At 61.5% G+C, this 25,286-nt stretch carries 25 protein-coding genes, 1 tRNA gene and 1 pseudogene; 13 read left to right on the top strand and 14 right to left on the bottom strand.

Translation table 11 applies throughout. The features are described 5' to 3' along the window. The first annotated feature begins 14 nt into the window (after positions 1–14). Together AC0X69_RS12735 and AC0X69_RS12730 are read left to right on the top strand one after the other, a co-directional pair. The gene (locus AC0X69_RS12735; RefSeq protein ID WP_482608126.1) at positions 15–869 is read left to right on the top strand and encodes a polyphosphate kinase 2 family protein; all 855 of its coding nucleotides are present in this window, start codon (positions 15–17) and stop codon (positions 867–869) included. Then, positions 866–2,293, top strand: coding sequence for an MFS transporter (locus AC0X69_RS12730; protein ID WP_482608124.1), 1,428 nt, complete (start codon positions 866–868; stop codon positions 2,291–2,293). The genes AC0X69_RS12735 and AC0X69_RS12730 overlap by 4 nt, the downstream gene beginning before the upstream one ends. A 192-nt stretch (positions 2,294–2,485) precedes the next feature. Here AC0X69_RS12730 and AC0X69_RS12725 read toward each other — a convergent pair whose 3' ends face one another. The 6 genes from AC0X69_RS12725 to AC0X69_RS12700 all read right to left on the bottom strand — a co-directional run bounded on the left by AC0X69_RS12725 (position 2,486) and on the right by AC0X69_RS12700 (position 8,014). Further along, positions 2,486–2,863, bottom strand: a complete 378-nt coding sequence (locus tag AC0X69_RS12725) for a cytochrome C oxidase subunit IV family protein (protein ID WP_482608122.1) — start codon at positions 2,861–2,863, stop codon at positions 2,486–2,488. Between the two features lie 21 nt (positions 2,864–2,884). Further along, positions 2,885–3,613 carry a heme-copper oxidase subunit III family protein gene (locus tag AC0X69_RS12720; RefSeq protein ID WP_482608120.1) on the bottom strand — a complete coding sequence of 243 codons (729 nt, stop codon included), beginning with the start codon at positions 3,611–3,613 and terminating at the stop codon, positions 2,885–2,887. A 13-nt stretch (positions 3,614–3,626) separates the two neighbouring features. Next, complete coding sequence (locus AC0X69_RS12715) at positions 3,627–4,337, bottom strand: cytochrome c oxidase subunit 3 (protein WP_482608119.1); 711 nt, start codon at positions 4,335–4,337, stop codon at positions 3,627–3,629. After that, entirely contained in the window at positions 4,334–6,100 is a 1,767-nt protein-coding gene (locus AC0X69_RS12710) for a cytochrome c oxidase subunit I (RefSeq protein WP_482608117.1), read from the bottom strand. Before AC0X69_RS12710 ends, AC0X69_RS12715 begins: the two co-directional genes overlap by 4 nt. 115 nt (positions 6,101–6,215) lie before the next feature. After that, positions 6,216–7,043 (bottom strand): cytochrome c oxidase subunit II, encoded by an 828-nt coding sequence (locus AC0X69_RS12705; RefSeq protein WP_482608115.1) that lies wholly within the window; start codon positions 7,041–7,043, stop codon positions 6,216–6,218. A gap of 257 nt (positions 7,044–7,300) precedes the next feature. Then, positions 7,301–8,014 carry an invasion associated locus B family protein gene (locus tag AC0X69_RS12700; RefSeq protein WP_482608113.1) on the bottom strand — a complete coding sequence of 238 codons (714 nt, stop codon included), beginning with the start codon at positions 8,012–8,014 and terminating at the stop codon, positions 7,301–7,303. Between the two features lie 369 nt (positions 8,015–8,383). Here AC0X69_RS12700 and AC0X69_RS12695 point away from each other — a divergent pair, with 369 nt between their 5' ends. The 4 genes from AC0X69_RS12695 (at position 8,384) to AC0X69_RS12680 (ending at position 12,276) form a co-directional block, all read left to right on the top strand. Beyond that, a complete protein-coding gene (locus AC0X69_RS12695) occupies positions 8,384–10,213 on the top strand; it encodes an extracellular solute-binding protein (protein WP_482613390.1) in 1,830 nt (609 codons plus the stop codon). Positions 10,214–10,390: 177 nt separating this feature from the next. Then, positions 10,391–11,383: an SPFH domain-containing protein gene (locus tag AC0X69_RS12690; protein ID WP_482608111.1), complete on the top strand. Its 993-nt coding sequence runs from the start codon at positions 10,391–10,393 to the stop codon at positions 11,381–11,383. Then, positions 11,383–11,850, top strand: a complete 468-nt coding sequence (locus AC0X69_RS12685) for an NfeD family protein (protein WP_482608109.1) — start codon at positions 11,383–11,385, stop codon at positions 11,848–11,850. The genes AC0X69_RS12690 and AC0X69_RS12685 overlap by 1 nt, the downstream gene beginning before the upstream one ends. A gap of 72 nt (positions 11,851–11,922) precedes the next feature. After that, entirely contained in the window at positions 11,923–12,276 is a 354-nt protein-coding gene (locus tag AC0X69_RS12680) for a hypothetical protein (RefSeq protein ID WP_482608107.1), read from the top strand. A 67-nt stretch (positions 12,277–12,343) separates the two neighbouring features. Here the strand turns inward: AC0X69_RS12680 and AC0X69_RS12675 are convergent, their stop codons facing one another. Then, entirely contained in the window at positions 12,344–12,652 is a 309-nt protein-coding gene (locus AC0X69_RS12675) for a HigA family addiction module antitoxin (protein WP_482608105.1), read from the bottom strand. Between the two features lie 6 nt (positions 12,653–12,658). Further along, positions 12,659–12,955: a type II toxin-antitoxin system RelE/ParE family toxin gene (locus AC0X69_RS12670; RefSeq protein WP_482608103.1), complete on the bottom strand. Its 297-nt coding sequence runs from the start codon at positions 12,953–12,955 to the stop codon at positions 12,659–12,661. A gap of 136 nt (positions 12,956–13,091) precedes the next feature. Between AC0X69_RS12670 and mutL the strand changes: the two genes are divergently transcribed. The 3 genes from mutL to msrA all read left to right on the top strand — a co-directional run bounded on the left by mutL (position 13,092) and on the right by msrA (position 16,169). Continuing rightward, the gene (gene mutL, locus AC0X69_RS12665) at positions 13,092–14,870 is read left to right on the top strand and encodes a DNA mismatch repair endonuclease MutL (protein ID WP_482608101.1); all 1,779 of its coding nucleotides are present in this window, start codon (positions 13,092–13,094) and stop codon (positions 14,868–14,870) included. Positions 14,871–14,964: 94 nt separating this feature from the next. Continuing rightward, complete coding sequence (gene msrB, locus AC0X69_RS12660; RefSeq protein WP_482613389.1) at positions 14,965–15,474, top strand: peptide-methionine (R)-S-oxide reductase MsrB; 510 nt, start codon at positions 14,965–14,967, stop codon at positions 15,472–15,474. An 11-nt stretch (positions 15,475–15,485) separates the two neighbouring features. Then, positions 15,486–16,169 carry a peptide-methionine (S)-S-oxide reductase MsrA gene (msrA, locus tag AC0X69_RS12655; RefSeq protein WP_482608099.1) on the top strand — a complete coding sequence of 228 codons (684 nt, stop codon included), beginning with the start codon at positions 15,486–15,488 and terminating at the stop codon, positions 16,167–16,169. A gap of 34 nt (positions 16,170–16,203) precedes the next feature. Here msrA and AC0X69_RS12650 read toward each other — a convergent pair whose 3' ends face one another. Then, on the bottom strand, positions 16,204–16,401 hold the full coding sequence (locus tag AC0X69_RS12650; protein WP_482608098.1) for an HAD hydrolase-like protein: 198 nt from the start codon (positions 16,399–16,401) through the stop codon (positions 16,204–16,206). Between the two features lie 218 nt (positions 16,402–16,619). Between AC0X69_RS12650 and istA the strand changes: the two are divergent. Both istA and istB read left to right on the top strand, forming a co-directional pair. Further along, positions 16,620–18,172 (top strand): annotated as a pseudogene (gene istA, locus AC0X69_RS12645) (IS21 family transposase). Then, positions 18,169–19,011, top strand: coding sequence for an IS21-like element helper ATPase IstB (istB, locus tag AC0X69_RS12640; RefSeq protein WP_482608097.1), 843 nt, complete (start codon positions 18,169–18,171; stop codon positions 19,009–19,011). The pseudogene istA and the gene istB overlap by 4 nt, the downstream one beginning before the upstream one ends. 5 nt (positions 19,012–19,016) lie before the next feature. Here the strand turns inward: istB and ltrA are convergent, their stop codons facing one another. The 5 genes from ltrA to AC0X69_RS12615 form a co-directional block, all read right to left on the bottom strand. Beyond that, positions 19,017–20,336, bottom strand: a complete 1,320-nt coding sequence (gene ltrA / locus AC0X69_RS12635) for a group II intron reverse transcriptase/maturase (protein WP_482613388.1) — start codon at positions 20,334–20,336, stop codon at positions 19,017–19,019. A gap of 1,313 nt (positions 20,337–21,649) precedes the next feature. After that, complete coding sequence (locus AC0X69_RS12630; protein ID WP_482608095.1) at positions 21,650–22,090, bottom strand: hypothetical protein; 441 nt, start codon at positions 22,088–22,090, stop codon at positions 21,650–21,652. Between the two features lie 11 nt (positions 22,091–22,101). Then, the gene (locus tag AC0X69_RS12625) at positions 22,102–22,470 is read right to left on the bottom strand and encodes a hypothetical protein (RefSeq protein ID WP_482608093.1); all 369 of its coding nucleotides are present in this window, start codon (positions 22,468–22,470) and stop codon (positions 22,102–22,104) included. Between the two features lie 148 nt (positions 22,471–22,618). Beyond that, positions 22,619–24,277 carry a DUF6538 domain-containing protein gene (locus tag AC0X69_RS12620; protein ID WP_482608091.1) on the bottom strand — a complete coding sequence of 553 codons (1,659 nt, stop codon included), beginning with the start codon at positions 24,275–24,277 and terminating at the stop codon, positions 22,619–22,621. Between the two features lie 92 nt (positions 24,278–24,369). Beyond that, positions 24,370–24,459: transfer RNA gene (locus tag AC0X69_RS12615), tRNA-Ser, on the bottom strand. Between the two features lie 196 nt (positions 24,460–24,655). On the opposite strand from AC0X69_RS12615, the gene AC0X69_RS12610 reads away from it, so the two are divergent. Together AC0X69_RS12610 and AC0X69_RS12605 are read left to right on the top strand one after the other, a co-directional pair. Further along, the gene (locus AC0X69_RS12610; RefSeq protein WP_482608089.1) at positions 24,656–24,892 is read left to right on the top strand and encodes an antitoxin; all 237 of its coding nucleotides are present in this window, start codon (positions 24,656–24,658) and stop codon (positions 24,890–24,892) included. Continuing rightward, positions 24,879–25,280 (top strand): type II toxin-antitoxin system VapC family toxin, encoded by a 402-nt coding sequence (locus AC0X69_RS12605; protein ID WP_482608087.1) that lies wholly within the window; start codon positions 24,879–24,881, stop codon positions 25,278–25,280. The genes AC0X69_RS12610 and AC0X69_RS12605 overlap by 14 nt, the downstream gene beginning before the upstream one ends. Positions 25,281–25,286: the final 6 nt, after the last annotated feature.

Genomic DNA, 25,286 nt, shown 5'->3' with positions numbered 1-25,286 from the left:
AGGAGGCAGAGCACATGAATTTCAGCAAGAAGTTCCGCATCGCGCCAGACTCTGACGTCGATCTTGGATCGATCGACCCGGGCTTTCATGGCGACTACGCTAACGACGTCGACGCGGCTCAGGAGTTACAGCGCAATCTCACGCGCATCACCGAGCTGCAGCGAAAACTCTATGCAGACCGCACGCATTCTCTGCTGATTGTCCTGCAGGGCATCGACAGCGCAGGAAAGGACGGCACCTGCTGGCATGTCATCAGCGCGATGGATCCGCAGGGCGTGCAAGTGACGGGCTTCAAGCAGCCGACGCCAGAAGAACAGGAACATGATTTCCTGTGGCGTATCCATCCGCATGCGCCGCGACGAGGATTCGTTTCGATCTTCAATCGCTCGCATTACGAGGACGTGCTCGTCGTGCGGGTGCATAAGCTCGCGCCGAAGGAGGTCTGGAAGCCGCGCTACGATTTCATCAATGAATGGGAAAAGCTGCTCACTGTCGAAAACAAGACGACAATCTTGAAATTCTTCCTCTACATCTCGAAGGACGAGCAGCTCAAGCGCTTCAAGGCGCGGCTCGACGACCCGGCGCATCAATGGAAGATCAGCGCGAGCGATTATTCGGAGCGCGAGAAGTGGGACGATTACATCAAGGCCTTCGAGGCGGCCCTGTCGCGCTGCTCGACTGAACATGCGCCCTGGTTCGTCATCCCCTCGAATCACAAGTGGTTCCGCAATCTCGCGGTCTCCAGCATCATCGCCGATGCGCTCGACGATCTCAATCTGAAGATGCCGAAGCCCACCGTCGACATCGAAGAGATCCGTAAGCTTTATCATCAGGCGAAAAACGAGCAGGAAGGAAGCAAGGCTCAGTGACGGCGCCGCCTTCGCACGCCGCCTCGGTCTTTTCGGCGCTCGACGAAGCGCCGATGACATGGCGCCATTACGCCTATTGGCTCGCGGCGAGCGGCGGCGCCTTTCTCGACGGCTTTTCGGTGTCGGGACTCGGCGTCGCGCTGCCGCTGCTCAAGCGCGACTTTCCGATCAGCCCGCTGTTCGTCGGCCTCATCGGCTCGGCGCTGGTGCTTGGCGCGGTCTTGGGATCGGCGCTCGGCGGCGTCGGCGCGGACAGGTTCGGCCGCAAACGCACCTTCATCGCCGACATGGCGATCATCGCGCTCGCATGTTTCATCGGCGCGGCGGCGCCGAACGCCCGCGTCATTCTGCTGTCGCAGTTTCTGCTCGGCGTCGGCGTCGGCATCGATTTTCCGACGAGCGGCTCCTATGTGTCGGAACTCATGCCGCGCGCGACGCGCAGTAGAATGACCGTGGCGACCATCGCCTTGCAGTCGGTCGGCATGGCCGCGGCGGCGCTCGCCGGTCTCGTCATACTGAAACTATGGCCGTCGACGCAGGATTGGCGGCTGCTGTTCAGCGCGGCCGGCGCGATCGCGTTGCTTTTTTTGCTGGCGCGCGTCTGGCTGCCCGAAAGCGCGCGCTGGCTGGCGACAAAGGGCCGTATCGCCGAGGCCATGGCGCTCCTGAGGTCCCTAACGGCCGATTTCGGCGAGAGGCCTTTGAGCTTCAACGCGGAAGCCGTCAGCGCCGCAGCGTCGCGGCCGAACCATACGCGGCGCGCCGAAGACGTCGGCTACTCGACGCTCTTCACCACGGCCTATCGCGCGCGCACCATGCTCGTCTCGCTGCCATGGATGCTGATGGACGTCGCGACTTACGGCGTCGGCCTCTTCACGCCGGCGATCCTCGGCGCCATGCACCTCGGCGGCGCGCAATCGGGTCCGCTCGCCGCCGATTTCGCCGACGCGGAAGGCAGCGCAGTCGTCGACGCTTTTCTCGTCATCGGCTTTACGGCCAGTCTCTGGGCGGTGCCGCGCTTTGGCCGCATCACCATGCAGGTCGCGGGCTTCAGCGGCATGGCGCTCGGCATGCTGCTGCTGCTCTTCGCCGCGATGACCGACAACGGCCCGAATGCTCATCTCGGCTTCGTCATCGTGGGCTTCATGCTCTTCAATTTCGCCATGAACGCCGGTCCGAACGCCACCACCTTCACCCTGGCGCCGACGCTGTTTCCCACAGCGATCCGCGCCTCGGCGAGCGGCTTCGCGGCGGCGAGCGCGAAGGTCGGCGCCGCCTTCGGAACCTTCGTCGTGCCGCAGCTGCAGGACGCATGGGGGCTCGTCGGGGTCGTCTCGGTGATGATCGCCGTTAGCGTCGCCGGGCTGATGACGACGGGCGGCCTCGCGCATGCGGTCAATGAGGAAGGCGCGCTCGAGGAATAGGCGCGCGTCGCGCGTCACTGCAGATGCGCGACGAGCGTCCAGGCGCCGAGAAATATGATCATCACGAGGCAGAGCGCCGAGAGGACGATGAGGATCGCCTTGTTGGCGACGCGCTGATCGTCTCCTCGCATTTGGCTGTTCTCCGGCGGCTGTGCCCTTATAAAATTCCCTCGGGCGGATTGAGGGCGGGCGTCATCCAAAGAAGAATTCGCGCAGGAATCTGGTGTAGTCCCCTTCCCACGCCATCATCGCCATCAGCACGAGAACCGCCATCGGCGGCGTCAGGATAGCGACGACGAGCGCCAGCCGCTCCCAGGCCATGTGCATGAAAACGGCGACGATGAGCCCCGCCTTCAGCATCATGAACACGACGATCAGGAACCAGCGGAGATAGCCCTGAACGTCGAAATAATCGACGAGATAGGAGCAGGCGCTCAGAACGAAGAGCAGCACCCACACCATGAGGTAGAGTTTAATCGGATGCTGCTGGCCATGCGCCTGCGCCGCGGGCTGCGCCGCTTCCGAGACCGGGGCATGGCCATGCGTCGTATCGTCTGTCGTCACCGTCATTGTTTCCCCCTGTCGGAGACGTCACCACAGATAGAAGAACGCGAAGATGAAGACCCAGACAAGATCCACGAAGTGCCAATACAGGCCCATGACCTCGACGTTCTCATATCGGCCCCTGCGGCTCGTGAAAAAGCCCCGCCGACCGACGTCATAGTCGCCGCGCCAGACGGCGCGCGCGATGATGAGCAGGAAAATCACGCCGACCGACACGTGGAAGCCGTGGAAGCCGGTGATCATGAAAAAGCTCGAGCCGAACTGCGCCGCGCCGAAGGGATTCCCCCAGGGCCGCACGCCCTCATGAATGAGCTTGGTCCACTCGAAAGCCTGCATGCCGACGAAGGCGGCGCCGAAGAAGGCCGTGATCAGCATCAGGATCGCCGCCTTCTTGCGCTCGCGCGCATAGGCGTAGTTGACGGCCATCGCCATTGTGCCCGAACTCGTGATGAGGTCGAAGGTCATGATGGCGATGAGAATGAGGGGAATCTTCTTCCCGCCGATGTCGAGCGCGAAGATTTCGCTCGGGTGCGGCCACTCCACTGTCGTGGACATGCGCACCGTCATGTAGGAAATCAGGAAGCAGCTGAAGACGAAGGTGTCGCTGACGAGGAAGATCCACATCATCGCCTTGCCCCAGGACGCGGTCTTGAAGGACCGCTGATCCGAGGACCAGTCTTTGACCACGCCGAGCAGCCGGCTCCGCAGCGTTTCATCCGTCGTTACATGCTCAGTCGATACATGCTCCGCCGTCATGGCGTATTCCCTTTTACGAAAGCAGACGCCGGCAGATGACGCCAAATCCGTCGGCCCAGCCGATCAGCATGGCGAACATCAGCAACCAGACGAACAGCAGAAAATGCCAGTAGATGGCGCAGAGCTCGACGCTCGTCGTCAGCTCTTTGGTGATGCGCGCCGCGCCGCGAACCCTGTCGGTCGTGCGCGCAAGCGCCACCAGGCCGCCGATCAGATGCAGCGCATGCGCGCCGGTCAGCAGATAGAAGAATGCGTTGGCCGCGTTGCTCGACGCGAAGAACTTCAAGTCGAGCAGTTCGCGCCATGCCCAGATCTGTCCGATCAGGAACAGCGCCGCCGTCGTCGCGCCAATAAGCAAAGCCGTCTTCACGCGCTCGGCTTCCGCGCGACGCGCGGCGACCAGCGCAACCTGCAGGGCGACGCTGCTCGCGGCGAGCAAAAAAGTGTTGAACCAGAGGACGCCGGGGATCAGCGGCATCTGCCAATCGGGCGCGTCGCCACGCATGAAAAAGGCGGCGGCGAGCAGAGAAAACAGACAGCCGGCGACGGCGAGGAAGATCGCGAGCCCCACCTTCGCGGCGGGCGGCGGTTCGTTTCCGGCAGCGCTGCGATAATGCGCAACCTCGCCTTCCTCGAGCCAGGGCGATTCCATCACGCCCTGACGCGCCAGCCACAGCAGCGCAAGGCTGAAGATCAGGATGAAGAAGAGCCCGAGGACGCTCATGTCGCATGCTCTCCGCTCAAGGGCGGCGCGTTCTGCGGCAGGTAGTCATCGGGCGCGCCCGGCACGCTATAGGCGTAAGGCCAGCGATAGACGATCGGAAGCTGTTTGCCCCAGTTGCCATGACCCGGCGGCGTTTCGGGAGTCTGCCATTCGAGCGAGGCCGCGCGCCACGGATTGCCGCCCGCCGGCGCGCCATATTTCAGGCTTCTGAACAGATTGTAGAAGAAGATCGACTGCGCGAAGCCGACCGCCAGAGCCGTCACCGTGATGAAGATATTGAGCGTCGTCGCCGACGCCGGAACGAAGGCGGTTTCGCCCATTTCATAGAAGCGCCGCGGCATGCCGAGCACGCCGAGATAATGCATCGGGAAGAAGATCGCATAGGCGCCGAGGAAGGTGATCCAGAAGTGAATCTTGCCGAGCCGCTCGTCCATCATTCGGCCGGTGATTTTCGGATACCAATGGTAGATCGCGCCAAAGATGACGAGCACCGGCGCGATGCCCATCACCATGTGGAAATGCGCGACGACGAACAGTGTGGCCGACAGCGGCACGTCCACGATCACATTGCCGAGGTAGAGGCCGGTGATGCCGCCATTGACGAAGGTGACGAGGAAGCCGAGCGCGAACAGCATCGGCGTCGTGAAGTGAATGTCGGCGTGCCAGAGGGTCAGCACCCAGTTGTAGACCTTCAGCGCCGTCGGCACCGCGATCGCAAGCGTGGTCACGGCGAAGAAGAACCCGAACCACGGGTCCATGCCGCTCACATACATGTGGTGGCCCCAGACCACCATACTCAGCACGCCGATCGCGATGATCGCCCAGACCATCATCCTGTAGCCGAAGATGTTCTTGCGGGCGTGCACGCTGATGAGATCGGAAACGATCCCGAACGCCGGCAGGGCGACGATGTAGACTTCCGGATGGCCGAAGAACCAGAACAGGTGCTGGAACAGGATCGGGCTGCCGCCTATATGTTCCTTGTGCTCGCCGAAATGGACGATGGACGGCACGAAGAAGCTTGTGCCGAGCGTGCGATCGAAGAGCAGCATGACGCAGGCGACGAAGAGGCCGGGAAAGGCGAGGAGCGCCATCACGGCGGCCGAGAAGATTCCCCACACGGTGAGCGGCATGCGCATCAGCGTCATGCCTCGGGTGCGCGCCTGCAGCACCGTCACGACGTAATTCAACCCGCCCATCGTGAAGCCGACGATGAAGAGGATCAAAGACGCGAGCATCAGAATGATGCCCCAGTCATGGCCGGGCGTGCCGGTCAGAATCGATTGCGGCGGATAGAGGGTCCAGCCGGCGCCGGTCGGCCCGCCCGGGAAGAAGTAGCTGGAAACGAGAATGAGAGTCGCGATCAGATAGACCCAGTAGCTGAGCATGTTGACGTAAGGAAACACCATGTCCCTCGCGCCGACCATCAGCGGAATGAGATAATTGCCGAAGCCGCCAAGGAAGATGGCGGTAAGCATGTAAACGACCATGATCATGCCGTGCATGGTCACGGACTGGTAGTAGACTTCGGCGTCAATGAAGGGGATCGCGCCCGGAAAGGCGAGTTGCAGGCGGATCACCCATGAGAGCACCAGCGCCAGAATGCCGACCGCGATGGCGGTGCCGGCATATTGGATCGCGATGACCTTGGCGTCCTGGCTGAACACATATTTCGTGATCCAGCTGTGCGCGTGATAAAGCTCGACGTCTTCCACCTCCGCCGGCGGCGGCGCGACGTGCTGTGGTACGCTGGCGTCGGTCATCGAACGATCCTCCCTTCGCCCCCGTCGCGCTTGCGGCGATTGATCAAGCGCCGCCGTGGCGGCGCCTGATGGGCGGCGATCAAACTCAAAGCGGCGCGACGGGCGTCGATCAGCGTCATTGCGCAGAGGCCCGCTTGTCTCTAGCTGAGTCGCTCTTGCGCGACTGCTCGAACGTCTGCTGCGCCGAGCGCCAGGCCTCGAAGTCGGCTTCCGACTCCACGACCATTTTTCCGCGCATCTGCGGATGCCCTGTGCCGCAATAGGCGGCGCAGAGGATTTCGTATTCGCCGACCTTGGTCGGGGTGAACCAGAAATAGGTGACGATGCCCGGCACGAGATCCATTTTCGCCCTGATCTCGGGCACGTAGAAATCATGCAGGACGTCGACCGAGCGCAGCAGGACCTTGACCGGCTTGCCGAGCGGCAGGTGCAGCTCGCCCGTAGAGATCAAGAGATCGTCCTGCCCCTTTGGATCCGCCGGGCTCAGACCAAGCGCATTCGTCGTGTCGATATAGCGGACGTCGCTCGAGCCGAGCTGATTGTCGGCGCCGGGCAACCGGAAGCTCCAGTTCCACTGGGTCCCAACCGCTTCGATCTCCAGGGCGTCCTTGGGCACGGTGATGAACTGGCCCCAGACGAGCAGGCCAGGCGCGAGGAGAATGATGACGGCGATCGTCGTGACGATTCCGAGCCAGGCTTCGAGCTTTTGATTCTCGGGCTCGTAGGCGGCCCGCCGGCCCGGCTCATGGCGGAATCGATAAAGGCAATAGGCCATGAACAAAACGACGGCGACGAAACCGGCGGTCGTCACCACGAAGGTGAGGCCCATCGTGCCGTCGATAAAACCCCAGTTCGAAGCGATCGGCGTCGCCCGCCAGGGACTGAGAATGTGGAACAGGATAGAACCGGCGACGACCAGGACCATTGTGACGGCGACGTACATGCGTGCTTTGACCTCGCGTGTTGGACCTCGCCGGTGGCTGCGATGTGTGGCCGACGCCTCATCTTAGACCGGCTTTTCGCCGCGCGTCAAAGTGACGCGCGTCTTCTTGCTGATCGCGATGGATTTTTTGATCTCCTCAAAGGACCTAGTGGCGCGTCGGCGATTGGCGAGGCTTGCCGCGCAGCGATTCGAGGGCGCAAAAAAACCCGCGCGGGAGATTTCCCGCGCGGGTTTTCGATTCGGCGTCGCTTTTGACCTTATTTCTTCGAGGCGGCCGGCGCTGGCGTCGGCGCGGCCGGGGCGGCGCCCTTCTGCGCCTCGAGCTTCTTACGCTCCTCCTCGGCCTTCTTCTGCAGCTCTTCCTGAAGCTTCTTCTGCTGCTCTTCGAGGACCTTGGGATCAATCGCGGGACCGTCGAAGGCCTTGCCGAAATTGGCGAGCGGCAGATAGAAGGTGACTTCAGCGTTCGCCTGATTCTTGACGACGACCGTCATCTTCTCGGCCTTTTTCATGCCGTCGACGGCGGCCTTCTTGACCTTCGCCTCGGCAAAGCAGCCGTTGGGGAAACAGATTTCGAACGCGCCGCTTTCGGCCGGTCCCTTATCGATCGAGAAGCGGAAACCAGGCTTCAGCATGAGGCCCGGCGGCAGCAGCAGGCGGATGATCTTCTGATCCTCGCTCTTGGGATCGTAGACCGCGAGCGCGAGCAGTGGCTGGGGCGCCTCGCCTTCCTTCGCGGAGACGCCGAAGTCTCGCGTCGTGTAGCACATTTCCTTCTTGGTCTGCGGATCGGTGCCGCAGACCTTGGTCCAGTCCGGCTGAACGGCGACCAGTTCGGCGGCGATCGGCCCCTGAGGCTGCTGCTGCGCCGCGCCGGCCGCGGGCGCCTGCTGAGCGAACGCGCCGCCGGCCGAGAACAGCAACGCTCCCGCGAAGGCTATCGCGCAAGAACGCGAAAAATGGGTCGACATCGGAAGTTCCTTTCGATTGTCCTGGGCCGGCGCCCTCCGGCTCCGGATCGTTTTTCAAGGTCGCGTCATGACGGGAGGCCGCCTTCGCGCTACAGCGCCGTGGAAACTTGACCAGCCCGTGTTCCAGCGCGATCGCGAGACGCCGACGAGGCGACGGCAACGCTCTTACATGGTCGCCGCAGTAAATTCCAGCCGGCGGGCGCGCCCAATGCTTGGCGGGGGCGCTTTTTGCGCAGAACTATCGCAAAAAAATTGCCGAAAACTGTAGCGCGACTCGCTTCTTGCGGCAGGACGTTGGATTATGGTCCGCCAATGAAGATTCGCCTCATCCCCGCGAGACGCCCCGCCAGCGGCGCCGGCGAACGTCGAATGCGGGGGCGCCGCGCGCTCAGCTTCGCCCTTTCGCTCGTTGTCGCCGCCCCCTACGCCGGGGCGGCTCCGGCGCCGAGAGCGTCTGACGCGCCCTGCCCCACGCATGGGATCGCCATGCATGGCGCCCCCGCTTTACCCAGCAATTTCCAACACTTCCCCTACGCCGAACCAGGAGCGAAGAAGGGCGGCAGACTTCGCGTCGGGCTCGCCGGCACCTTCGACAGCCTTAATCCCTTCAATCTCAAGTCGGGGACCGCGGCGCAGGGCCTTGTCGGGAATGTTTTCCAGACCCTCATGGCCCGCTCGCAGGACGAGCCCTTCACGCTCTATGGCCTGATCGCGCAGTCGATCGACATCGATCCTTCGCGCTCGCAAGTGACCTTTCACCTCGACCCGCGGGCCCGCTTTTCCGACGGCAAGCCGATCACCGCCGAAGACGTGCTGTTCTCCTTCGATCTGCTGAAGACCAAAGGCCGACCGCAGCAACGCATCGCCTATGGGCTGGTCAAATCCATCGACGCGCCCGACGCGCACACCGTGCATTATGATCTTTCGGGCGTTGGCGACCGGGAGCTGCCGCTCATTCTCGCCATCATGCCGGTGCTGCCCAAGCACGCAACCGACGTCGAGCGCTTTTCCGAAGCGACGCTCGCCAAGCCCGTCGGCTCCGGCCCCTATGTGATCGCGGATTCGCAAGTCGGCTCCCGCCTGTTGCTGCGCCGAAATGAAAACTATTGGGGCGCCGATCTGCCCAGTCAGCGCGGATTCTACAATTTCGATGAAATCGACATTCAATATTTCCGCGACGGCAATTCGCTCTTCGAAGCCTTCAAGGCGGGCCTCCTCGACTATCGCGACGAAACGAGCACGACGCGCTGGGCGAGCGGCTACGACTTCCCGGCGCTTACCGACGGGCGCGTCGCGAAGGAGACGCTGAAGAACGAAAACCCCAAAGGCATGGAGGGCTTCGTCTTCAACACGCGCCGCCCGCTGTTCAAGGACATTCGTCTACGCGAAGCGCTCGGCATGATGTTCGACTTCGAATGGATCAACGCCAACCTCTATGCCGGCCTCTACACGCGCACGAAGAGCTTCTTCGACGAGTCGGAATTGTCCTCCTCGGGTCGTCCCGCCTCGGCCGCAGAGCGGGCCCTGCTCAAACCATTTCCAGGCGCAGTTCGTGAAGACATTCTGGAAGGCGACTGGCGACCGCCCGTCAATGACGGCTCGGGCCGCGACCGGGACATGGCGAAGCGCGCGCTCGCCCTGCTTGAAAGCGCCGGCTACCACATTGAAAACGGCGTGTTGCGCAAGGACGGCGAGCCTGTCTCCTTCGAGATCATGGTCAAGGACCGCAATCAGGAGCGGCTCGCGCTCAACTACGCCGCCTCGCTGCAGCGCATCGGCGTCGACGCCCGCGTGCGACTCGTCGACGAAGTGCAATATCAGCGCCGTCGCCAGAAATTCGACTTCGACATGATGCTCGGCCAATGGATCGCCTCCGCGTCGCCCGGCAACGAGCAGCGCATGCGCTGGGGCTCGGCGAGCGCGAATCAGGAGGCCTCCTTCAATCTCGCCGGGGCCGCGTCGCCGGCGATCGACGCGCTCATCGCAGCCCTGCTTTCAGCGACGAGCCATGACGATTTCGTCACCGCGGTGCGGGCCTATGACCGCGTCCTGCTCTCGGGTTTCTATGTGGTGCCGCTGTTTCATGCCTCCGAACAATGGATCGCGCATTCGACCGACATCGCTCGGCCGGAGCGATTGCCGCGCTATGCGTCGCCGATGTTCGGTCCAACGCTCGAAAGCTGGTGGAGACAGCGCTGAGCGCACAGGAAATATGCGCCGCCGCACGCCGTCGGCGCTCCACGCGCGCTAGGGCTTCAGCGGCGCCCGGGCTGACCTTTATACGCAAGGCCTCCGCCTCGGACAGTGTTAGGAGCAACCGTGTCCCTGTCGCTCGATGACATTCTCTCAACGCGCCTGTCGCCGGGAGTTCATTCCATGGGTTTTGCGCTTTTTATCGTCGGCGCCGTCGCGATCGGCCTCTTGATCCTCGATCGGTCCTTCAATCTCGGCCTGCCGATCGGCCTCTTCCAAAATCCGCTGTTCTGGTTCGCCTATGTCGCGCTGCTGGCGCTGTCGACGATGGTGCGCTTCGTGCGCCAGCAGACCGTGCTCGTCATCGAGCGACTGGGCCGCTACAACCGATCTCTGACTGCGGGGGTCAATTTTGTCTGGCCGATCGTCGAGCGCGTCGCTTACACCTTCGATCTGCGCGAACAGGTGATCGACGTGCCGGAGCAGGACGCGATCACCAAGGACAACGCCACCGTCACCATCGACGGCGTTCTCTATTACAAGATCGTCAACGCCAAGGACGCCGCCTATGGCGCGCAGGACATCCGCCGCGCCATCATCAATCTGGCGCAGACCTCGATGCGCTCGGCCATCGGCTCGATGGAGCTCGACAAGACCTTCGAGAACAGAAGCGAGATCAACGAGCGCGTCGTGCGCGCGGTCTCCGACGCGGCGCAGCTCTGGGGCGCGCATGTGACGCGCTACGAGATCAAGGACATCGCCATGCCGGAATCGCTGCGCCAGTCGATGGAGCGGCAAATGAAAGCCGAACGCGACAAGCGCGCCGCGGTGCTCGAATCGGAGGGCGTGAAACAGTCCGAGATCAACCGCGCCGAAGGCGAGAAACAGGCGGCGATTTTGCGCGCCGAAGGCCAGGCGAAAGCGATCGAACTCGTGCGCACGCAAATCACCCAGATTGGCGGCGATCAGGCGGTGCAGCTCGAAGTGGCCAAAAGCGCCATCGAGCAATATGGCCGCCTCGCCAAGGCCGGCAATTCGCTGGTGCTGATGGGCGACGGCGCCGATCCCGCCGGCTGGCTCGCCAAGGCGATGGCGGTGCTCAAGGCCGTTAACGCCGGGCCTGCGTCCAACGAGGCGCAGCAGCGCCGCGCGCAGCCCTGGCGGGAATCGGAGTGATGGCGAGCGGCTTTCTCTACGATCCCGCCAATGCGAGCCTGATCGCCGGCCTTATCCTGCTCGGACTCGACATTGTGGTGATCGGCCTCTCGCCGGTGATGTTCATCGCCGTCGGCGCGCTCTTAACGAGCGCGGCGCTCTATGCGACCGGCTGGCGGCCGTCGCTCGTCGAGACGGCGGCGATCGTCGCCGGCGCGAGTCTCTTGATCGCCATCGTCGGCAGGAAGCCGCTGCAGCAGTTTCAGAACGCCGACATCGAAGAGGATAAGAGCAGCGATCTGATCGGCCGCGACGTGACGATGACGCATGAGGTGACGAAGACACATGGCGTCGTGTTCTGGTCCGGCGTCGAATGGCAGGCGCGACTTGCCGCAGATTCTGATGCCGATAGCCTTGCGCCCGGCGCCAGGGCGCGAATCGTGGCGGTGCAGAACCTCGCGCTGGTGCTGGCGCCCAAGCGCGACTGAGAGGAACGAAATCGCTTCGCGCGCGTTTCCGTAGGCTTCTCCAATTATTTTCTCATTTTAGGGAGTGGATTCATGTCTGCTGCATATGATTTTGAAAAAGCGCCGCCTGCTACGAGTTGGAAGCTCCTCGGCCGGACGATCGATAAAACCAAGGCTCACGCCGAAGTGCGGCCCGGGATCGTCCCAAATACCTTCATCCTCATCGTCTGCGGAAAGAAGCCCTGCTTGAACATGACCGTGCGTCTTTCGCCCGTGACATACATCCGTCAGCCCGAATATTGGGAAATTCAGGTGATTGGCCACGTGCCGGGCGTCTGCCTTACCGCGATCGGCGATTACCATGAGACTCTGCCGCTCGACGGCATTCGCGGCACGAAGGGAATCGTCGTGAAGTGGGCGGACGATTCAGAGACGTTCGACATATAAGCTCGATCGGTGCCGCGGCCCCTTCTTGTCGGCCGCATCATCAACAAGAAGGGTCGGACTCGCTTTATCAGGCGATCAATTTGAGCGGCTTCGCGCGCGCGATGCGTTCGCGTTCCTTGGGCGAGTGCATCGCCTCCCATAAGTCGCTGCGGCGCTGCATGTTCAGCCAAAATTCGGGGCTGTTCCCGAAAACCCGCGCGAGAATAAGCGCCGTCGGCGCGGTAATGGCACGCCTATCGTTACAGAGTTCGTTGACGTGTTTGCGCTGAACGCCCATCGCATCCGCCAATGCCGCCTGAGTGAGTCCCATGGGCGTCATGAACTCTTCGGTGAGGATCTCACCGACGCTAACCGGCTTGCGCTTTGTCACCAGCATATCGCGTCACCCATAGCTGTGATCGTCAAGATAAACGCCTTTTGCCTCACCCGCCGCGCCATTCCATTCGAAGATGAGTCGCCACTGCTTATTGACACGGATTGAATGCAAACCTTCCAGGGGGCCGCGCAATTTCTCAAAGTGATTGCTAGGTGGAACACGCAAGTCCTGATCCGTGGTCTCGTCGTCTACCATCTGAATCTTTCGAAACAGACGATCCTCCAGCTCTGAGGGAATTTTCTTTGAGCGAATGTCGTTGATGAAGAAATCGCGTAGCCAATCGTCGCGAATACTCAAAATCATTCCACCGATCCTCAGGTGGGTTAGTGTACCGCTACACGGTACTAATGGCAAGCTCGAACGCCGCCGTCAGGCAGTCCAATCAAGTCGCCGCGATGAGGTATACTCTGCGAAACTGCCTCTCTACGCCGATTGACCCATGCCCGTTCGCCGCCTCGATCCCATTCTCGTCGATCGCATCGCCGCTGGCGAAGTGGTTGAGCGGCCCGCGTCGGCCGTCAAGGAGCTCGTCGAGAACGCGCTCGACGCCGGCGCGACGCGCATCGACGTCGCGATCGAACAGGGCGGCAAGAGGCTGATCCGCGTCATCGACGACGGAAGCGGGATGGACGCGCATGACCTCGCGCTCGCCGTCGAGCGCCACGCGACGTCGAAAATCCCCGACGGCGATCTGACCGCTATCGCGACGCTCGGCTTTCGCGGCGAGGCGCTGCCCTCGATCGCCGCGGTGGCGGATCTTTCGATCGAAACCCGCGCGATGGGCGCCCCGCACGGCTACGCCATCCGAGTCGAAGCCGGCGAGAAGCGCGGCTTGAGTCCCTCCAACTGGCCGCGCGGGACCAAAATCGAAGCGCGCGCGCTCTTCGCGGCGACGCCGGCGCGGCTGAAATTCCTGAAGACTGAGCGCACGGAGACCGCCGCGATCGTCGACGCGGTCAAGCGTCTCGCCATGGCGCATCCGCAGGTGAGATTCGCGCTTGCCGCCGACAGCGGCGCGCTCTTCGACTACGCCGCCTGCGGCGGCGACCGGGCGCGGCGCATCGCCCAGATTCTCGGCGAGGAATTCGCCGCCAACGCCTTTGAGCTCGACGCCGCGCGCGAAGGCGTGCGCCTTTCGGGCCTTGCCGGCCTGCCGACCTACAGTCGCGGCAACGCCCAGATGCAATATGTCTATGTCAATGGGCGCCCGGTGCGCGACAAGCTCTTCGCCGGCGCCATTCGCGCCGCCTATCTCGATTTTCTGAGCGCCGACCGCCATCCCGTCGCCGCGCTCTTCATCGAATGCGATCCGCGCATCGTCGACGTCAATGTGCATCCGGCGAAGGCGGAGGTGCGCTTCGCCGATCCCGGCCTCGTGCGCGGGCTCGTCGTCGGCGCTCTGAAGCAGGCGCTCGTTGAAAAGAGCCGGCGCAGCGCCGATACGAGCGCACGCGGGGCGATCGACGCCCTGGCGCGCGGCAATGGCCCGCACGATCGGGCGCCTGCTCCCGCGAACTGGAGCCTGTCGCGCTCGCCTTATGCGCCCGCGGGCTTCGAAGAATCGGCGCAGGCCGCCTTTGACGCCGGCGCGCCCATGGCCGACGCCCGCGCGCATGATGCCCCCGCGCCGGAAGCCGATTCGCCGCTGGGCGCGGCGCGCGCGCAGCTGCACGAAACCTATATCATCGCGCAAACGCAGGACGGACTCGTCATCGTCGACCAGCACGCCGCCCATGAGCGCATCGTTTATGAGAAGCTGAAACGCCAGCGCGAGGAAGCCGGCGTCGCTAGGCAGATCCTGCTGATTCCCGCCGTGGTCGAACTCGACGAGTCGCGCATGAATGCGCTCGCGCCGGCGCTCGACGAACTTGCGGCGCTCGGCCTCGCGCTCGAGACTTTCGGTCCCGGCGCCGTGCTCGTGCGCGAGACCCCCGCGCTGCTCGGCGAGATCGACTGCCGGCGGCTCGTCGAAGACATCGCCGATCTCCTCGCCGAGGAGGGCGACGCCCGCGGGCTGTCGCGCCGGCTCGATCACGTGCTCGCGACCTGCGCCTGTCATCATTCGGTGCGCGCCGGCCGGCGGCTTTCCGCGCAGGAGATGAACGCGCTGCTGCGTGAGATGGAATCGACCCCGGGCGCGGGCCAATGCAATCACGGCCGGCCCACCTATATTGAGCTGAAGCTCGCGGACATCGAAAAGCTCTTCGGACGCCGGTAAGCCCGGAAAGCTCTGGGACGGCGTAACGTTTTCCTGCCCGCGCGCGAATAGGAGAGAGAGAACGCAGGAGCCGATCTTGAATCGTCGCAGCCTCATGTCCGGCGCCATTTTTCTGGCCTTCGCGCGGAAGGCGCAGGCCGCCGCCGAAATGGTCGAGATCGAAGCGTTCGACCCGAACGGCAGGAGCCTCGGTCTTTCGCGCGTGGAAAAAATCGACAAGACCGACGCCGAGTGGCGCGCGCAACTTTCACCGCTCGCCTTCGAGGTCACGCGCAAGGAGGGCACCGAGCGCGCCTTTACGGGGCCCGACTGGGATAATCACGCGGACGGACTCTATCGCTGCGTCTGCTGCGACACGGCGCTGTTCGACTCGAAAACAAAATATGATTCCGGCACAGGTTGGCCGAGCTTCTTCGCGCCCATTTCCAAAGCGAATGTCCTTGAGAGCGCCGACAGTTCGTTCGGCATGCGACGCGTCGCGGCCTCCTGCAAGCGCTGCGACGCGCATCTTGGCCATGTGTTCACCGACGGTCCGAAGCCGACGGGGCTGCGCTACTGCATGAATGGCGTCGCGCTGCGTTTCGTCGCTCGCGGACAAGCGTAAGAGACTCCCTCATGAAACGCATGAAACGCGCCGCTTTTCTCATCGCCGTTCTGACGATTCTTGCGCCATTTCACGCCGGCGCGGCCGAGCGCGCCGTCGTCTTGCCGGCGCCCGCCTACGATCCGCCGACGGCGAGCGGCGGCGAACAGAAGCTCGTCGTCGCTGGTGGCTGCTTCTGGGGCGTGCAAGGCGTGTTTCAGCGCGTGAGAGGCGTCTCGCGCGCCGTGTCCGGCTATGCCGGCGGCGCAAAGGAGACGGCGCGTTATGACAAGGTTTCGCAGGGCGACACAGACCATGCTGAATCGGTCGAGATCACCTATGATCCAAAGGCGGTGAGCCTTGGAGAATTGCTGCGCGTCTACTTTTCCGTCGCGCATGATCCGACGCAGCTCAACCGCCAGGGGCCGGATGAGGGCAGGCAGTATCGTTCCGCGATTTTCGTCGCGAACGCCGAACAGCAAAAGATCGCGCGCGACTACATTGCGCAGCTTTCCGAGGCGAAGGCCTTTTCAGCGCCGATCGTCACGACGCTGGAGCCGCTGAAGGCGTTCTATCCGGCGGAGGCCTATCATCAGGACTATCTCGTGCGCCATCCGGCGCAGCCTTACATCGTCTATAATGACTTGCCGAAGGTCGAAAATCTAAAGAGCCTGTTCCCGTCGCTCTATCGCGAACGCCCGGCGCTGACCAACTGAGCCCATCGCCATCGCGGGAGCGCGTGGCGGACGCTCAGGCCGCCTTAAGGAAGTGGGGAATATCGCGCAGAAATTCGCCGAGGTCGCCGCCTTCGTAAAGATAACCGGGAACGCCAGCCGCTCCAGCGGCCGCAATGTCGCTCTCCTTGTCGCCGATCAAGAAGCTGCGCGAAAGATCCACGCGCCACTTGTCGAGAAGATCGAGAAGCATGCCGGGCGAGGGTTTGCGCATCAGCGATTCGCGGCGATAGGCCGGAACCGTCGCCTCGACGTGATAGGGGCAATAACGGAAATCGTCGATATGCGCGCCCTGCGCCGCGAGTTATGAACAGCGGCGGCAAAGTGTACCACTGAACCGGCTTTAGGAGCCGTTTTGACGGCGGCGCAAAAGTGTACCGGTCCTGCTAGGCCCAACTCGATGTCATCGACTGGCATGGAGAGGCCGAAAGGATGTTCACAGTGGAACTCTATGCCCGAGTGAGACTCGCGGTGATGGCGGAAGGGCTGAGCCGTCGGGAAGCGGCCAGGCGCTTTGGCGTGCACCGCAACACGATCATGAAGATGCTCCAATATTCGGTCCCGCCGGGTTATCGGCGCCGGGAGCGACCGATCTCGAAGAAGCTGGGGCCGTATATGGGCTGGATCGACAAGGTCCTGGCGGATGACCGGCTTGTTCACGCCAAGCAGCGGCACACGGCGCAGCGGATATTCGAACGGCTGCGGGACGAAGAAGGGTTTTCCGGCGGCTACACGATCGTCCGGGAATATGTCGCGCAGGCGCAGGCGCAGGCGCAGTTGCGGTCGCGGGAGATGTTTATTCCGCTCAGCCATCGACCGGGGCATGCGCAGGCGGATTTTGGTCAGGCGGACGGTTACATCGCCGGCAAGAAGGTCTGCTTTCATTATTTTTGCATGGACCTGCCGCATTCGGACGGCTGCTTCGTCAAGGCCTATCCGGCGGAGAGACGGCGGAAGCCTTCTGCGACGGCCATGTCGCGGCGTTCGCTTTTTTCGGCGGCGTCCCGCAGTCCATTCTTTACGACAATACCCGTCTCGCGGTCGCGAGGATCGTGAAGGGTGGAGAGCGTCTGCGTTCGCAGATGTTTGCGGAACTCCAGAGCCACTATCTTTTTGCCGATCGCTTTGGCCGGCCCGGCAAGGGGAACGACAAGGGCAAGGTCGAGGGGCTTGTCGGTTATGTCCGGCGCAACTTCATGACGCCGCTGCCCGTGACGGAGAGTTTCGAGGCGCTGAACGCGAGGTTCCTGGACGCCTGCACGAAACGCCGGCAGGCGATCCTGCGTGGTCATTCGACGTCGATCGGCGAACGCATGCAGGCGGATATGGCGGCGTTCCTGCCGACGCCGCGGGCTCCCTATGACGCCTGTCACAAGGTTGCGACGCGCGTGTCGTCGATGGCGCTGGTGCGCTACCGCAACAATGATTACTCGGTCCCGACGCGCTACGGCCATCGGGAGGTGCTGGCCAAGGGCTATGTCGATCGGGTCGAGATCGTCTGCGGCGGCGAGACCATCGCCGTGCATGCGCGCAGCTACGACAAGGCCGAGTTCATCTACAACCCGCTGCATTATCTCGCCTTGCTCGAGCACAAGAGCCGGGCGCTCGATCAGGCCGCGCCGCTCGACGATTGGCGTCTGCCTGACTGCGTGCATCGCCTGCGGCGGCTGATGGAGGCGCGCATGGGGAACAGCGGGCGCCGCGAGTTTATCCAGGTGCTGCGGCTGATGGAGGATTTTCATCAGCATCAGGTCGAACAGGCGGTTGCAGAGGCGCTGCGTCTTGGCGCGATCAGCTTCGACGCCGTGAAGATGCTGCTGCTGGCCAGGCTGGAGAACCGGCCCGCGCGGCTCGATCTGACCTTCTACCCCTACCTGCCAGCGGCCACGGTCGGCGCGACGGATCCGCGCGCCTATCTCGGGCTTGTCGCCAACGTGGGCGTGATCATGGGCGTCATGGAGACGACCGCGGGAGGTCCGGCATGACTGCTTCGCATGAGCTGGGCTCGCAAACGGTCGTCTCGCCACAGGTGCTGCTGGGCAATCACCTCAAGGCGCTGAAGCTTCCCACCTTCGCGCGCGAATATGAGAAGGTGGCGCTGGAGTCGGCGCAGGACCGCGCCGATTACCCGCGCTATCTGCTGCGCCTTTGCGAACTGGAGCGCATTGATCGCGAGCGGCGCAATGTCGAGCGCCGCATTCGCCTCGCGCGCTTTACGCAGGTCAAAAGCCTCGACACCTTCGACTTTACCAACCAGCCCTCCCTCAACAAGCCGCTGGTGCTGGAGCTGGCGCGGTGCGAATGGATCGAGAAACGGCAGAACTGCATCGCCCTGGGCCCATCCGGAACCGGCAAGACCCATGTCGCGCTCGCTCTGGGGCTCGCCGCCTGCCAGAAGGGCTTCAGCGTCGCGTTCACCTCCGCCGCGGCTCTTGTGCACGAACTGATGGAGGCGCGTGACGAGCGCCGCCTGCGCGCGCTGCAAAAGCATCTCAACACCGTCAAACTGCTGATTGTTGACGAGCTGGGCTATGTGCCGTTCACGGCGGTCGGCTCCGAGCTGCTCTTCGAAGTCTTCAGCCAGCGTTACGAACGCGGCGCGACGCTGGTGACCAGCAATCTGCCCTTCGATGAATGGACGTCCGTCTTTGGGTCGGAACGTCTCACCGGCGCGCTGCTCGATCGTCTCACCCATCACGTCCACATTTTGGAAAGTAGAGTCGAAGACGGGCGCGGTAGTATGGCCGATTGGCCGATACCCCGTTTCCCGTCCCCGCTCATCGAACCGGACGTGCCGATTTCCGGCATCCGGCTCTCCGATTGACTTCACTACAAAGCTGTCGGTCGCGACTGGTAGTAGACGCTCGCCATTTGGAGCACGCCGATTTCTCCGAACACGAGGCTCCGAGAGAACCGACGACTGCCGCGTGTGCCTACCTTGTGCCGTCTCGCGAGGAAGTTCCGCATCCGATCATAGACGTGATTGTCGATCGCCCGGTACGCCGGCACACGCGTCCCCACCGAGAAGTAATTCGCCCATCCCCGAAGGACTCGGTTCAGGTCTAAAACGATCTCGTCCAGGGGGCGGCTATCGCCACGTCGTAGCATCGATCCAACCTTGTCCTTGATCTTTTGAGTGCTCTTCCTTGATGGGCTGGCGCCGAGATACCAATGGCCATCCTTCCGAAAGTGATGTGGTCCGAACGCATAGCCAAGAAAATCGAACCGCTCTCGCCGAGCGTCCCTCACCGAGGTTTTGGTCTCATTGACGGTCAACCCCAGTTTGGTCATCACACCTCTCGTCCATTCCAAGGCCGCGCGCGCATGCCCGTGGCTCAGAATGACAAAGTCGTCCGCGTAGGCGACGACTTTTGCGGAGAATGCATCCGAGCGCCCTGTCAGCCGCCAGTGCTTCAGGAACCGGTTCATGTACAGGTTACTGAGCAGTGGGCTAATCACCCCGCCTTGAGGGGTGCCGCGCTTGTTCGATTTTCCACCAGAAATGGCCTTCTTACCGTTCGCGCCTTGCTCCTCGACCGGAGTCGTCAGCCACATCTTGACTAGATGGAGGACGTCTCGATCAACGATCCGGCGAGCGACTGACTGCATCAGTGCGCCATGAGGGATCGTATCGAAGAACTTGGCGAGATCGGCATCGACCACATCCGTGTAGCCCCGGCAAATCAGCCGGTGCACTTCCTTGATAGCGTTCGTTGCGCTTCGCCTCGGACGATATCCATAGACATTCTCTTCCAGGTCCGCTTCGAAGATCGGCTCAAGGAGAAGCTTGGCGGCTGTTTGTACCACGCGGTCCCGGATCGTCGGGATGCCGAGTGGCCGTTCTCCACCCCCGGGCTTCGGGATCATTACCCTGCGCACCGGCGCTGCCTTATACGTCTTCGCTGCGAGATCCATCCGCAAGTCCGATAACCACTTCTCCAGCCCCTCCGCCTCGATCATCGCGAACGTAATCCCGTCCACCCCCGGAGCCCCGCGATTCGCGCGAGCCAACCGGTATGCGTGGAAAAGAATGTCCTCCCGACATATCTTGTCGTAGAGCAGGTAGAAGCGGAAAGCGGGTTCGGCCTTCGCTTTACAGTAGAGCTTTCTCTGAAGGGTCCGGATATTCAACGGTGTTTCAAGGTTCATCGCCAATCACCACACCTTCCCATCTTCAAAAGCATGCCAAAAGTCGGGGTCCTTCCCTCCCCCGGCATTACCCGGCTTCGACAGTACTATGACCCCGTCCGACTCCCGCTTGGACCGCCGCCCTGAAAGACGACGTAGAGGTCACTGACCTCGTCCAGAACGGGTCTCCCCCGTTGCCCGTATCACCTTCCCGGCGTGCCATGCCCATTACCCCGGCGGATCGACTGGGGGCATGCGTCGATTACTTGCCCAGTCGTGCAGCCTTCCCCGTCATTCAGTCGGGTCGGCATCCGCGATTTCACTTTCGAGGCCTGCTCAGGCTTCACTCACGTTATGGCCCGTCGGATTGCTCGACCGCCCAAGGCGGCCTTTGTCACGAGGCTTCAGTCCGGCCAGTTACCCAACCCAACCGCTCGTCAGCTACCAGACCAATCGACAATTATCTGGGTGGAACCTTCCTCCACTGGCGATACGCGCCATCGGGGCGCACTGAACGGCGAGAGCTATCGACTCGCGACCGCAAAGAAAGCGCAACGGCGAAACCGCGATCTCGCCAACGCGCCCCCAATCGAAAAGGGAGGCGCCGACACGGAGAACTGAACCCCTCGCGCGCATTGAGCCGCGCTGCGCTACGCTCCGCGCGCCTCAACGCGCGCGACAACTAAACTACAAGGGCCGCACGGCCCTTTTCTCGAAACCAGACCGGTACACTTTTACGCCGCCTTCATGCACATTTTGTCGCCGCCATTGACAGGGAATGACCGTAAGAGCTTTCGCATCCCCTAGCGGCGAGGCTTGACGCGGTGACGAAGCTCCACGGCAACCGTTGGTCGATGCGGCTTGCCTTTTCTCATTTGTGATTTTTTGACGCAGAATGCGGGGAAGAAGCTGTGCATCAACTCTAACGAGGTCAGGGCTGAACGCCGCAGGATTGTCCTACGGCAACCTTAGGTCCCGGCATCGACTTCCGGATGATGTGTCTGGACGGCAAGTGTGTGAAGGCCGAGTAAGGTCGCGGCGAGGCTGTGTTCTTTTCTCGCTGCCCCCTATTCTCCATCGCCCAGCCAAGGCGCTCACAGCCAAGGGCGCGGCCCTTGGTTCACGTTGGCGACCAAGGACGCCTTGGCTTCCCGCAGCCAACCGCAGCGCGCCCGCTTCACCGGAATCACCCCGCCTTAACGGGTCCTTCCAGCGATAGGTATCCTGAGGATTTAACCCCGGCATACCCTGCTTCAAAAAAGTCGATAAAGGACACTGTGTGGTGGTGAAAGTGGTTTCGCTGGCGTCTCGGCAGAAAACTCTCAAAGTTGTGCTCACAGCTTTCGGGCATGCGTTCTCATGGCCGCACTTTGACTCATGCCTGTTGCGAAGACCTCGAGCAGCCAAGGACTGTACAACACAACCGGCAATATCAGAACAAATTGATGCATAATAACAATTTCAATAGCCGCAAGCACGAATAAGATTAACATAAAAAGCCAACCAACAGCGTGAACACGACTGAAATAATATATTAAGTTGCCGATAGCTATCGCAAATAACGTCTCTATTAATGGATAAAATGCGTGTCCTATGATTAAAGCATCATTCGTCTTAGGATCGATGTATACTTCAATGCTATTTAAGTCTCTGAACAACCGCCCATAAACTGTAAACAGAACACTAGCAACAAACACCCCACTGAAGAACGTGCGGAGATAACCTACCGCTTCGCCGCCGAGCGTCAGAACAAATACGTTGTTAACATTGCGCACAGCGAATTCTCCTAATGGTTGAATATATTCCAGCTCTTATAGAAGAATCTGGCAAAGACAACTGCCTCACCAACACCTAAGACCCAATCCAGAGGGATCTTATAGCTGTCCGCACTTTCAAAAAGTATCAGACCGTGAGGTTTTTGAATCCAGTGGTTCACAATGTGTCCGCCGTACACTGTGAGCGTAATTGCACACAATATTACGAAGTGTGCCGCCAGCTGATTGAGTGAGACCCAAGTTTCAGACCACACTCCGTTGACGGCTGCCAACGTGAGACTCTCGCTCGCCGCGGTGGCTGAAGCGGTTCTTGCCGCAGCAGCCGCAATCTTCTCCGTTTGTGGAGCACGGTCTGCTTGTGAAGGATGCTCAAAAGCCATGAAGATGTCCAATAGCGATGCAAAGGGCCTTAATGTAAAATCGTAATCCGCATTCGCACATTCGGCAATGTTGGTCCTTTAGGACCTGCGGATGCGAGAGACTTGGTCCTATGCGGTTCAAGAAGCAGATCAGTGCATGGCTGAATGGTCAGGTTAGTTTGCTCGTGCTCCGCGCACACACTCGAAGCTCCTCAAAACTCACAGGATAACTAACCGCCTCTAAGGCTTGCGAGAGTCGGACTAAGGCGAACCCGAGTCCGTCTTCGTCCCTCCCATACCGTTCGGCTTCGTCTTCCGCTGTGTGTCCCATGACCGCGTCGCGGAGCGTCTTATCAACGCCAGCATCTCGCATTTTCTTCTTCACAGTGTGTCTGAAGGAGTGGAACACCTTACGCTTGTCCGTCATGCCGTTCGCTCTGGCATATCGGCTCCACCACTTGGACCAACCGTGAGAGACCTTCTCGCTCTGCCCGTCGAGAAGCGGGAAGATCGATCCAGCCCCGATGCTCTCGACATACCGTAGGAATCCTAACTCATTCAGTTGTGAGTGGATCGGTATTTTCCTTCGGGAGGCCGCGTTCTTGACGCGCCCCGTCAGCCGCATGAAGTGAACGCCTTCGTCAACGCCGATGTCTTCCCGCCGAAGCGTCGCAATCTCTTCAAGCCTCGCCCCTGAGAACATGGCTATCAGCGGTATCCACTTCGCAGCTTCTCCGCCCCCACCGTCTGGCCGAACATTCTTCGTGAAGATCGGGAATGACAGAATGGTCCGTACGTCTTCGTCCGAGTAGGGAAGACGTGAGACCTCAGTTAGCTTAGGCTCCTTCGCCCTGATCCCAACCGCTGGGTTGCTCTCGATCAGTCCATCGTTTTCACAGTGAGCAAGGATAGCCTTTAGCGGCGCTAAGCACTTCTCGTTGATGGTCTTTGGCGACAGCCGGGGAACTTCCTGCCCTTCATAGGCTGCTAGAAGCTCAGGAACCGGACGCCTCCTGTCAGCATTGGACAGGTTCGCCGGCCACTTCAACATCGCGTCCTTGAACTCTCGAACATGCGCCTTGGTGATGCGGTCAATCGGTAGATCACCGTGCAACGAGACGAACCGTCGAATTTGAGCGAGAAACTCATTGGCGGTCTTCTGTGGACCTTGGTGCTCTATGCGCCACCGATCGAAAGCTTGCGACAACAGCAGGGCATTCGTCTTCAAAGGCTCCAGCTTCGGCTTCTCAACAATCTGCCCTTCGTTCCGGGCCTTGATGAATTCAAGTGAACGAATGTTCGCCTTGTAGATCGCTTGAGCAAGCCGCCTGTATGAGTCCGTCCCCTTCCGAATGTTGACTTCGGGGTGAACTACCAGAAACTCTTCAATTTCCGGCTTAACCTCTTCTAAGTCGTTCCGGGCTATGCCACGGCGAAACTCGGACAGGGCTTCGTCCACATTGGCGCTTAGCTCCTCGAACTTCTCATTCGAGAAGCCGTTTAGGCGGTTCGCTGCGTCCCAGCCGATCCTTTGGAAGAAGTAGATTTCCGCAAGTCGCTCTACCTCGGTGTCACTGAGGACACGCTGGGCGGTTCCACCCTCTTGCGCGGCTTTTAATCGCGCCCTGTCTTCGTCGAACTCCTGATCGAGCTTGAGCCTCGCAACTCGCCACTGAGGAACGGCGTCATCATAGCTCTTGGTCCTTAAGCTGCGCCATATCTCCGTCTTTGGAGCGTAGGCTTCCAGCAAGTCGGCAGGAACCCGGACCCGCAGATAATAGGTCGTGCCACGCAGCTTCAGCCCCGGATACTTACGCACGTCTTCCATGCCTTCTGTGTAGCAGCTTTGTGTAGCAGCGAGAAGGCTGAAGGCCCTGAGTTTCCTCAGGTTCCTTCGTTATCAATGGCTTGGAAGATGTCTGGCGGAGAGGGAGGGATTCGAACCCCCGATACAGTTGCCCGTATGCCGCATTTCGAGTGCGGTGCTTTCAACCACTCAGCCACCTCTCCGCGGCGCACGCGTGGCGCGCCGCAGATAGCATGCGCAACGAGCGTGGATCAAGTCGAACGCGCCTTTGAGCCAAGCAATTTGCGAGCAGCCGTAAGAGGCGGACAAGGCCGGCGTAAAAACCAGGCTCGGCGGGCCCTCCCAGAAAAAATATATACACATGTTGACGATCGGCGGAATCGCTGTCACGCTCGCGTCATGAGCGCGACTCGCATCTTCAAATCGGGCAACAGCCTGGCGGTGAGACTGCCACGGGGAATCGCCTTCGAGGAAGGCACGGAAGTCGTCGTACGGCGCCAGGGGAACAGTCTCGTGGTGACTCCAGCCCGCCTCGACATGGCGAGCCTCGTCGCGAGGCTCAAAGCCGCGCCCGCCGCCGCCTCTATCGCGCGCCCAGAATTCAAGCCGCCCAAGCGGCTCTTTGACGTCCACTAGCGCCATGGCGCGCTATCTGCTCGACACGAATGTCGTCATCGCGGCGGCGCTCGGCCTGCCGGGCGTGCTCGATCGACTCTCCGCGCTGGAGATCGGCGACGTCGCGATTTCGGCGATCAGTCTCGCCGAGGCGCTGGCGGGCGCTGAGAACGACGGACGGATTGCGGAAAATATCGCGCTCCTTGCCGAGACGTTGGATGTGCTGCCGTTCGATCAAGCGGCGGCCGAGGCCTATGGCACGCTGCTGCGCAGGGTCGAGCCGAAGCGCCGCCGCATGCTCGATCGTATGATCGCGGCGCAGGCGCTCGGCCTCGGCCTCACGCTGGTCGCGGCTAACACCGAGGATTTTGACGACATCCCCGGGCTCACGGTAGAAAAATGGGCGTAAGCGCCC

It is taken from the genome of Methylocystis sp. Uni0008 (assembly GCF_056838045.1).
The sequence above is the reverse complement of the archived record's forward strand: the minus strand, read 5'-3'. Positions and strand labels throughout refer to the sequence as shown.

Excerpts from the sequence above, each read along its gene's own strand:
- AC0X69_RS12735 (WP_482608126.1), top strand. The coding sequence starts at position 15 with ATGAATTTCAGCAAGAAGTTCCGCATCGCGCCAGACTCTGACGTCGAT.
- AC0X69_RS12725 (WP_482608122.1), bottom strand. The coding sequence starts at position 2,863 with ATGACGGTGACGACAGACGATACGACGCATGGCCATGCCCCGGTCTCG.
- AC0X69_RS12720 (WP_482608120.1), bottom strand. The coding sequence starts at position 3,613 with ATGACGGCGGAGCATGTATCGACTGAGCATGTAACGACGGATGAAACG.
- AC0X69_RS12715 (WP_482608119.1), bottom strand. The coding sequence starts at position 4,337 with ATGAGCGTCCTCGGGCTCTTCTTCATCCTGATCTTCAGCCTTGCGCTG.
- AC0X69_RS12710 (WP_482608117.1), bottom strand. The coding sequence starts at position 6,100 with ATGACCGACGCCAGCGTACCACAGCACGTCGCGCCGCCGCCGGCGGAG.
- AC0X69_RS12705 (WP_482608115.1), bottom strand. The coding sequence starts at position 7,043 with ATGTACGTCGCCGTCACAATGGTCCTGGTCGTCGCCGGTTCTATCCTG.
- AC0X69_RS12700 (WP_482608113.1), bottom strand. The coding sequence starts at position 8,014 with ATGTCGACCCATTTTTCGCGTTCTTGCGCGATAGCCTTCGCGGGAGCG.
- AC0X69_RS12695 (WP_482613390.1), top strand. The coding sequence starts at position 8,384 with ATGCGGGGGCGCCGCGCGCTCAGCTTCGCCCTTTCGCTCGTTGTCGCC.
- AC0X69_RS12690 (WP_482608111.1), top strand. The coding sequence starts at position 10,391 with ATGGGTTTTGCGCTTTTTATCGTCGGCGCCGTCGCGATCGGCCTCTTG.
- AC0X69_RS12685 (WP_482608109.1), top strand. The coding sequence starts at position 11,383 with ATGGCGAGCGGCTTTCTCTACGATCCCGCCAATGCGAGCCTGATCGCC.
- AC0X69_RS12680 (WP_482608107.1), top strand. The coding sequence starts at position 11,923 with ATGTCTGCTGCATATGATTTTGAAAAAGCGCCGCCTGCTACGAGTTGG.
- AC0X69_RS12675 (WP_482608105.1), bottom strand. The coding sequence starts at position 12,652 with ATGCTGGTGACAAAGCGCAAGCCGGTTAGCGTCGGTGAGATCCTCACC.
- AC0X69_RS12670 (WP_482608103.1), bottom strand. The coding sequence starts at position 12,955 with ATGATTTTGAGTATTCGCGACGATTGGCTACGCGATTTCTTCATCAAC.
- mutL (WP_482608101.1), top strand. The coding sequence starts at position 13,092 with ATGCCCGTTCGCCGCCTCGATCCCATTCTCGTCGATCGCATCGCCGCT.
- msrB (WP_482613389.1), top strand. The coding sequence starts at position 14,965 with ATGTCCGGCGCCATTTTTCTGGCCTTCGCGCGGAAGGCGCAGGCCGCC.
- msrA (WP_482608099.1), top strand. The coding sequence starts at position 15,486 with ATGAAACGCATGAAACGCGCCGCTTTTCTCATCGCCGTTCTGACGATT.
- AC0X69_RS12650 (WP_482608098.1), bottom strand. The coding sequence starts at position 16,401 with ATGCGCAAACCCTCGCCCGGCATGCTTCTCGATCTTCTCGACAAGTGG.
- istB (WP_482608097.1), top strand. The coding sequence starts at position 18,169 with ATGACTGCTTCGCATGAGCTGGGCTCGCAAACGGTCGTCTCGCCACAG.
- ltrA (WP_482613388.1), bottom strand. The coding sequence starts at position 20,336 with ATGAACCTTGAAACACCGTTGAATATCCGGACCCTTCAGAGAAAGCTC.
- AC0X69_RS12625 (WP_482608093.1), bottom strand. The coding sequence starts at position 22,470 with ATGGCTTTTGAGCATCCTTCACAAGCAGACCGTGCTCCACAAACGGAG.
- AC0X69_RS12620 (WP_482608091.1), bottom strand. The coding sequence starts at position 24,277 with ATGGAAGACGTGCGTAAGTATCCGGGGCTGAAGCTGCGTGGCACGACC.
- AC0X69_RS12610 (WP_482608089.1), top strand. The coding sequence starts at position 24,656 with ATGAGCGCGACTCGCATCTTCAAATCGGGCAACAGCCTGGCGGTGAGA.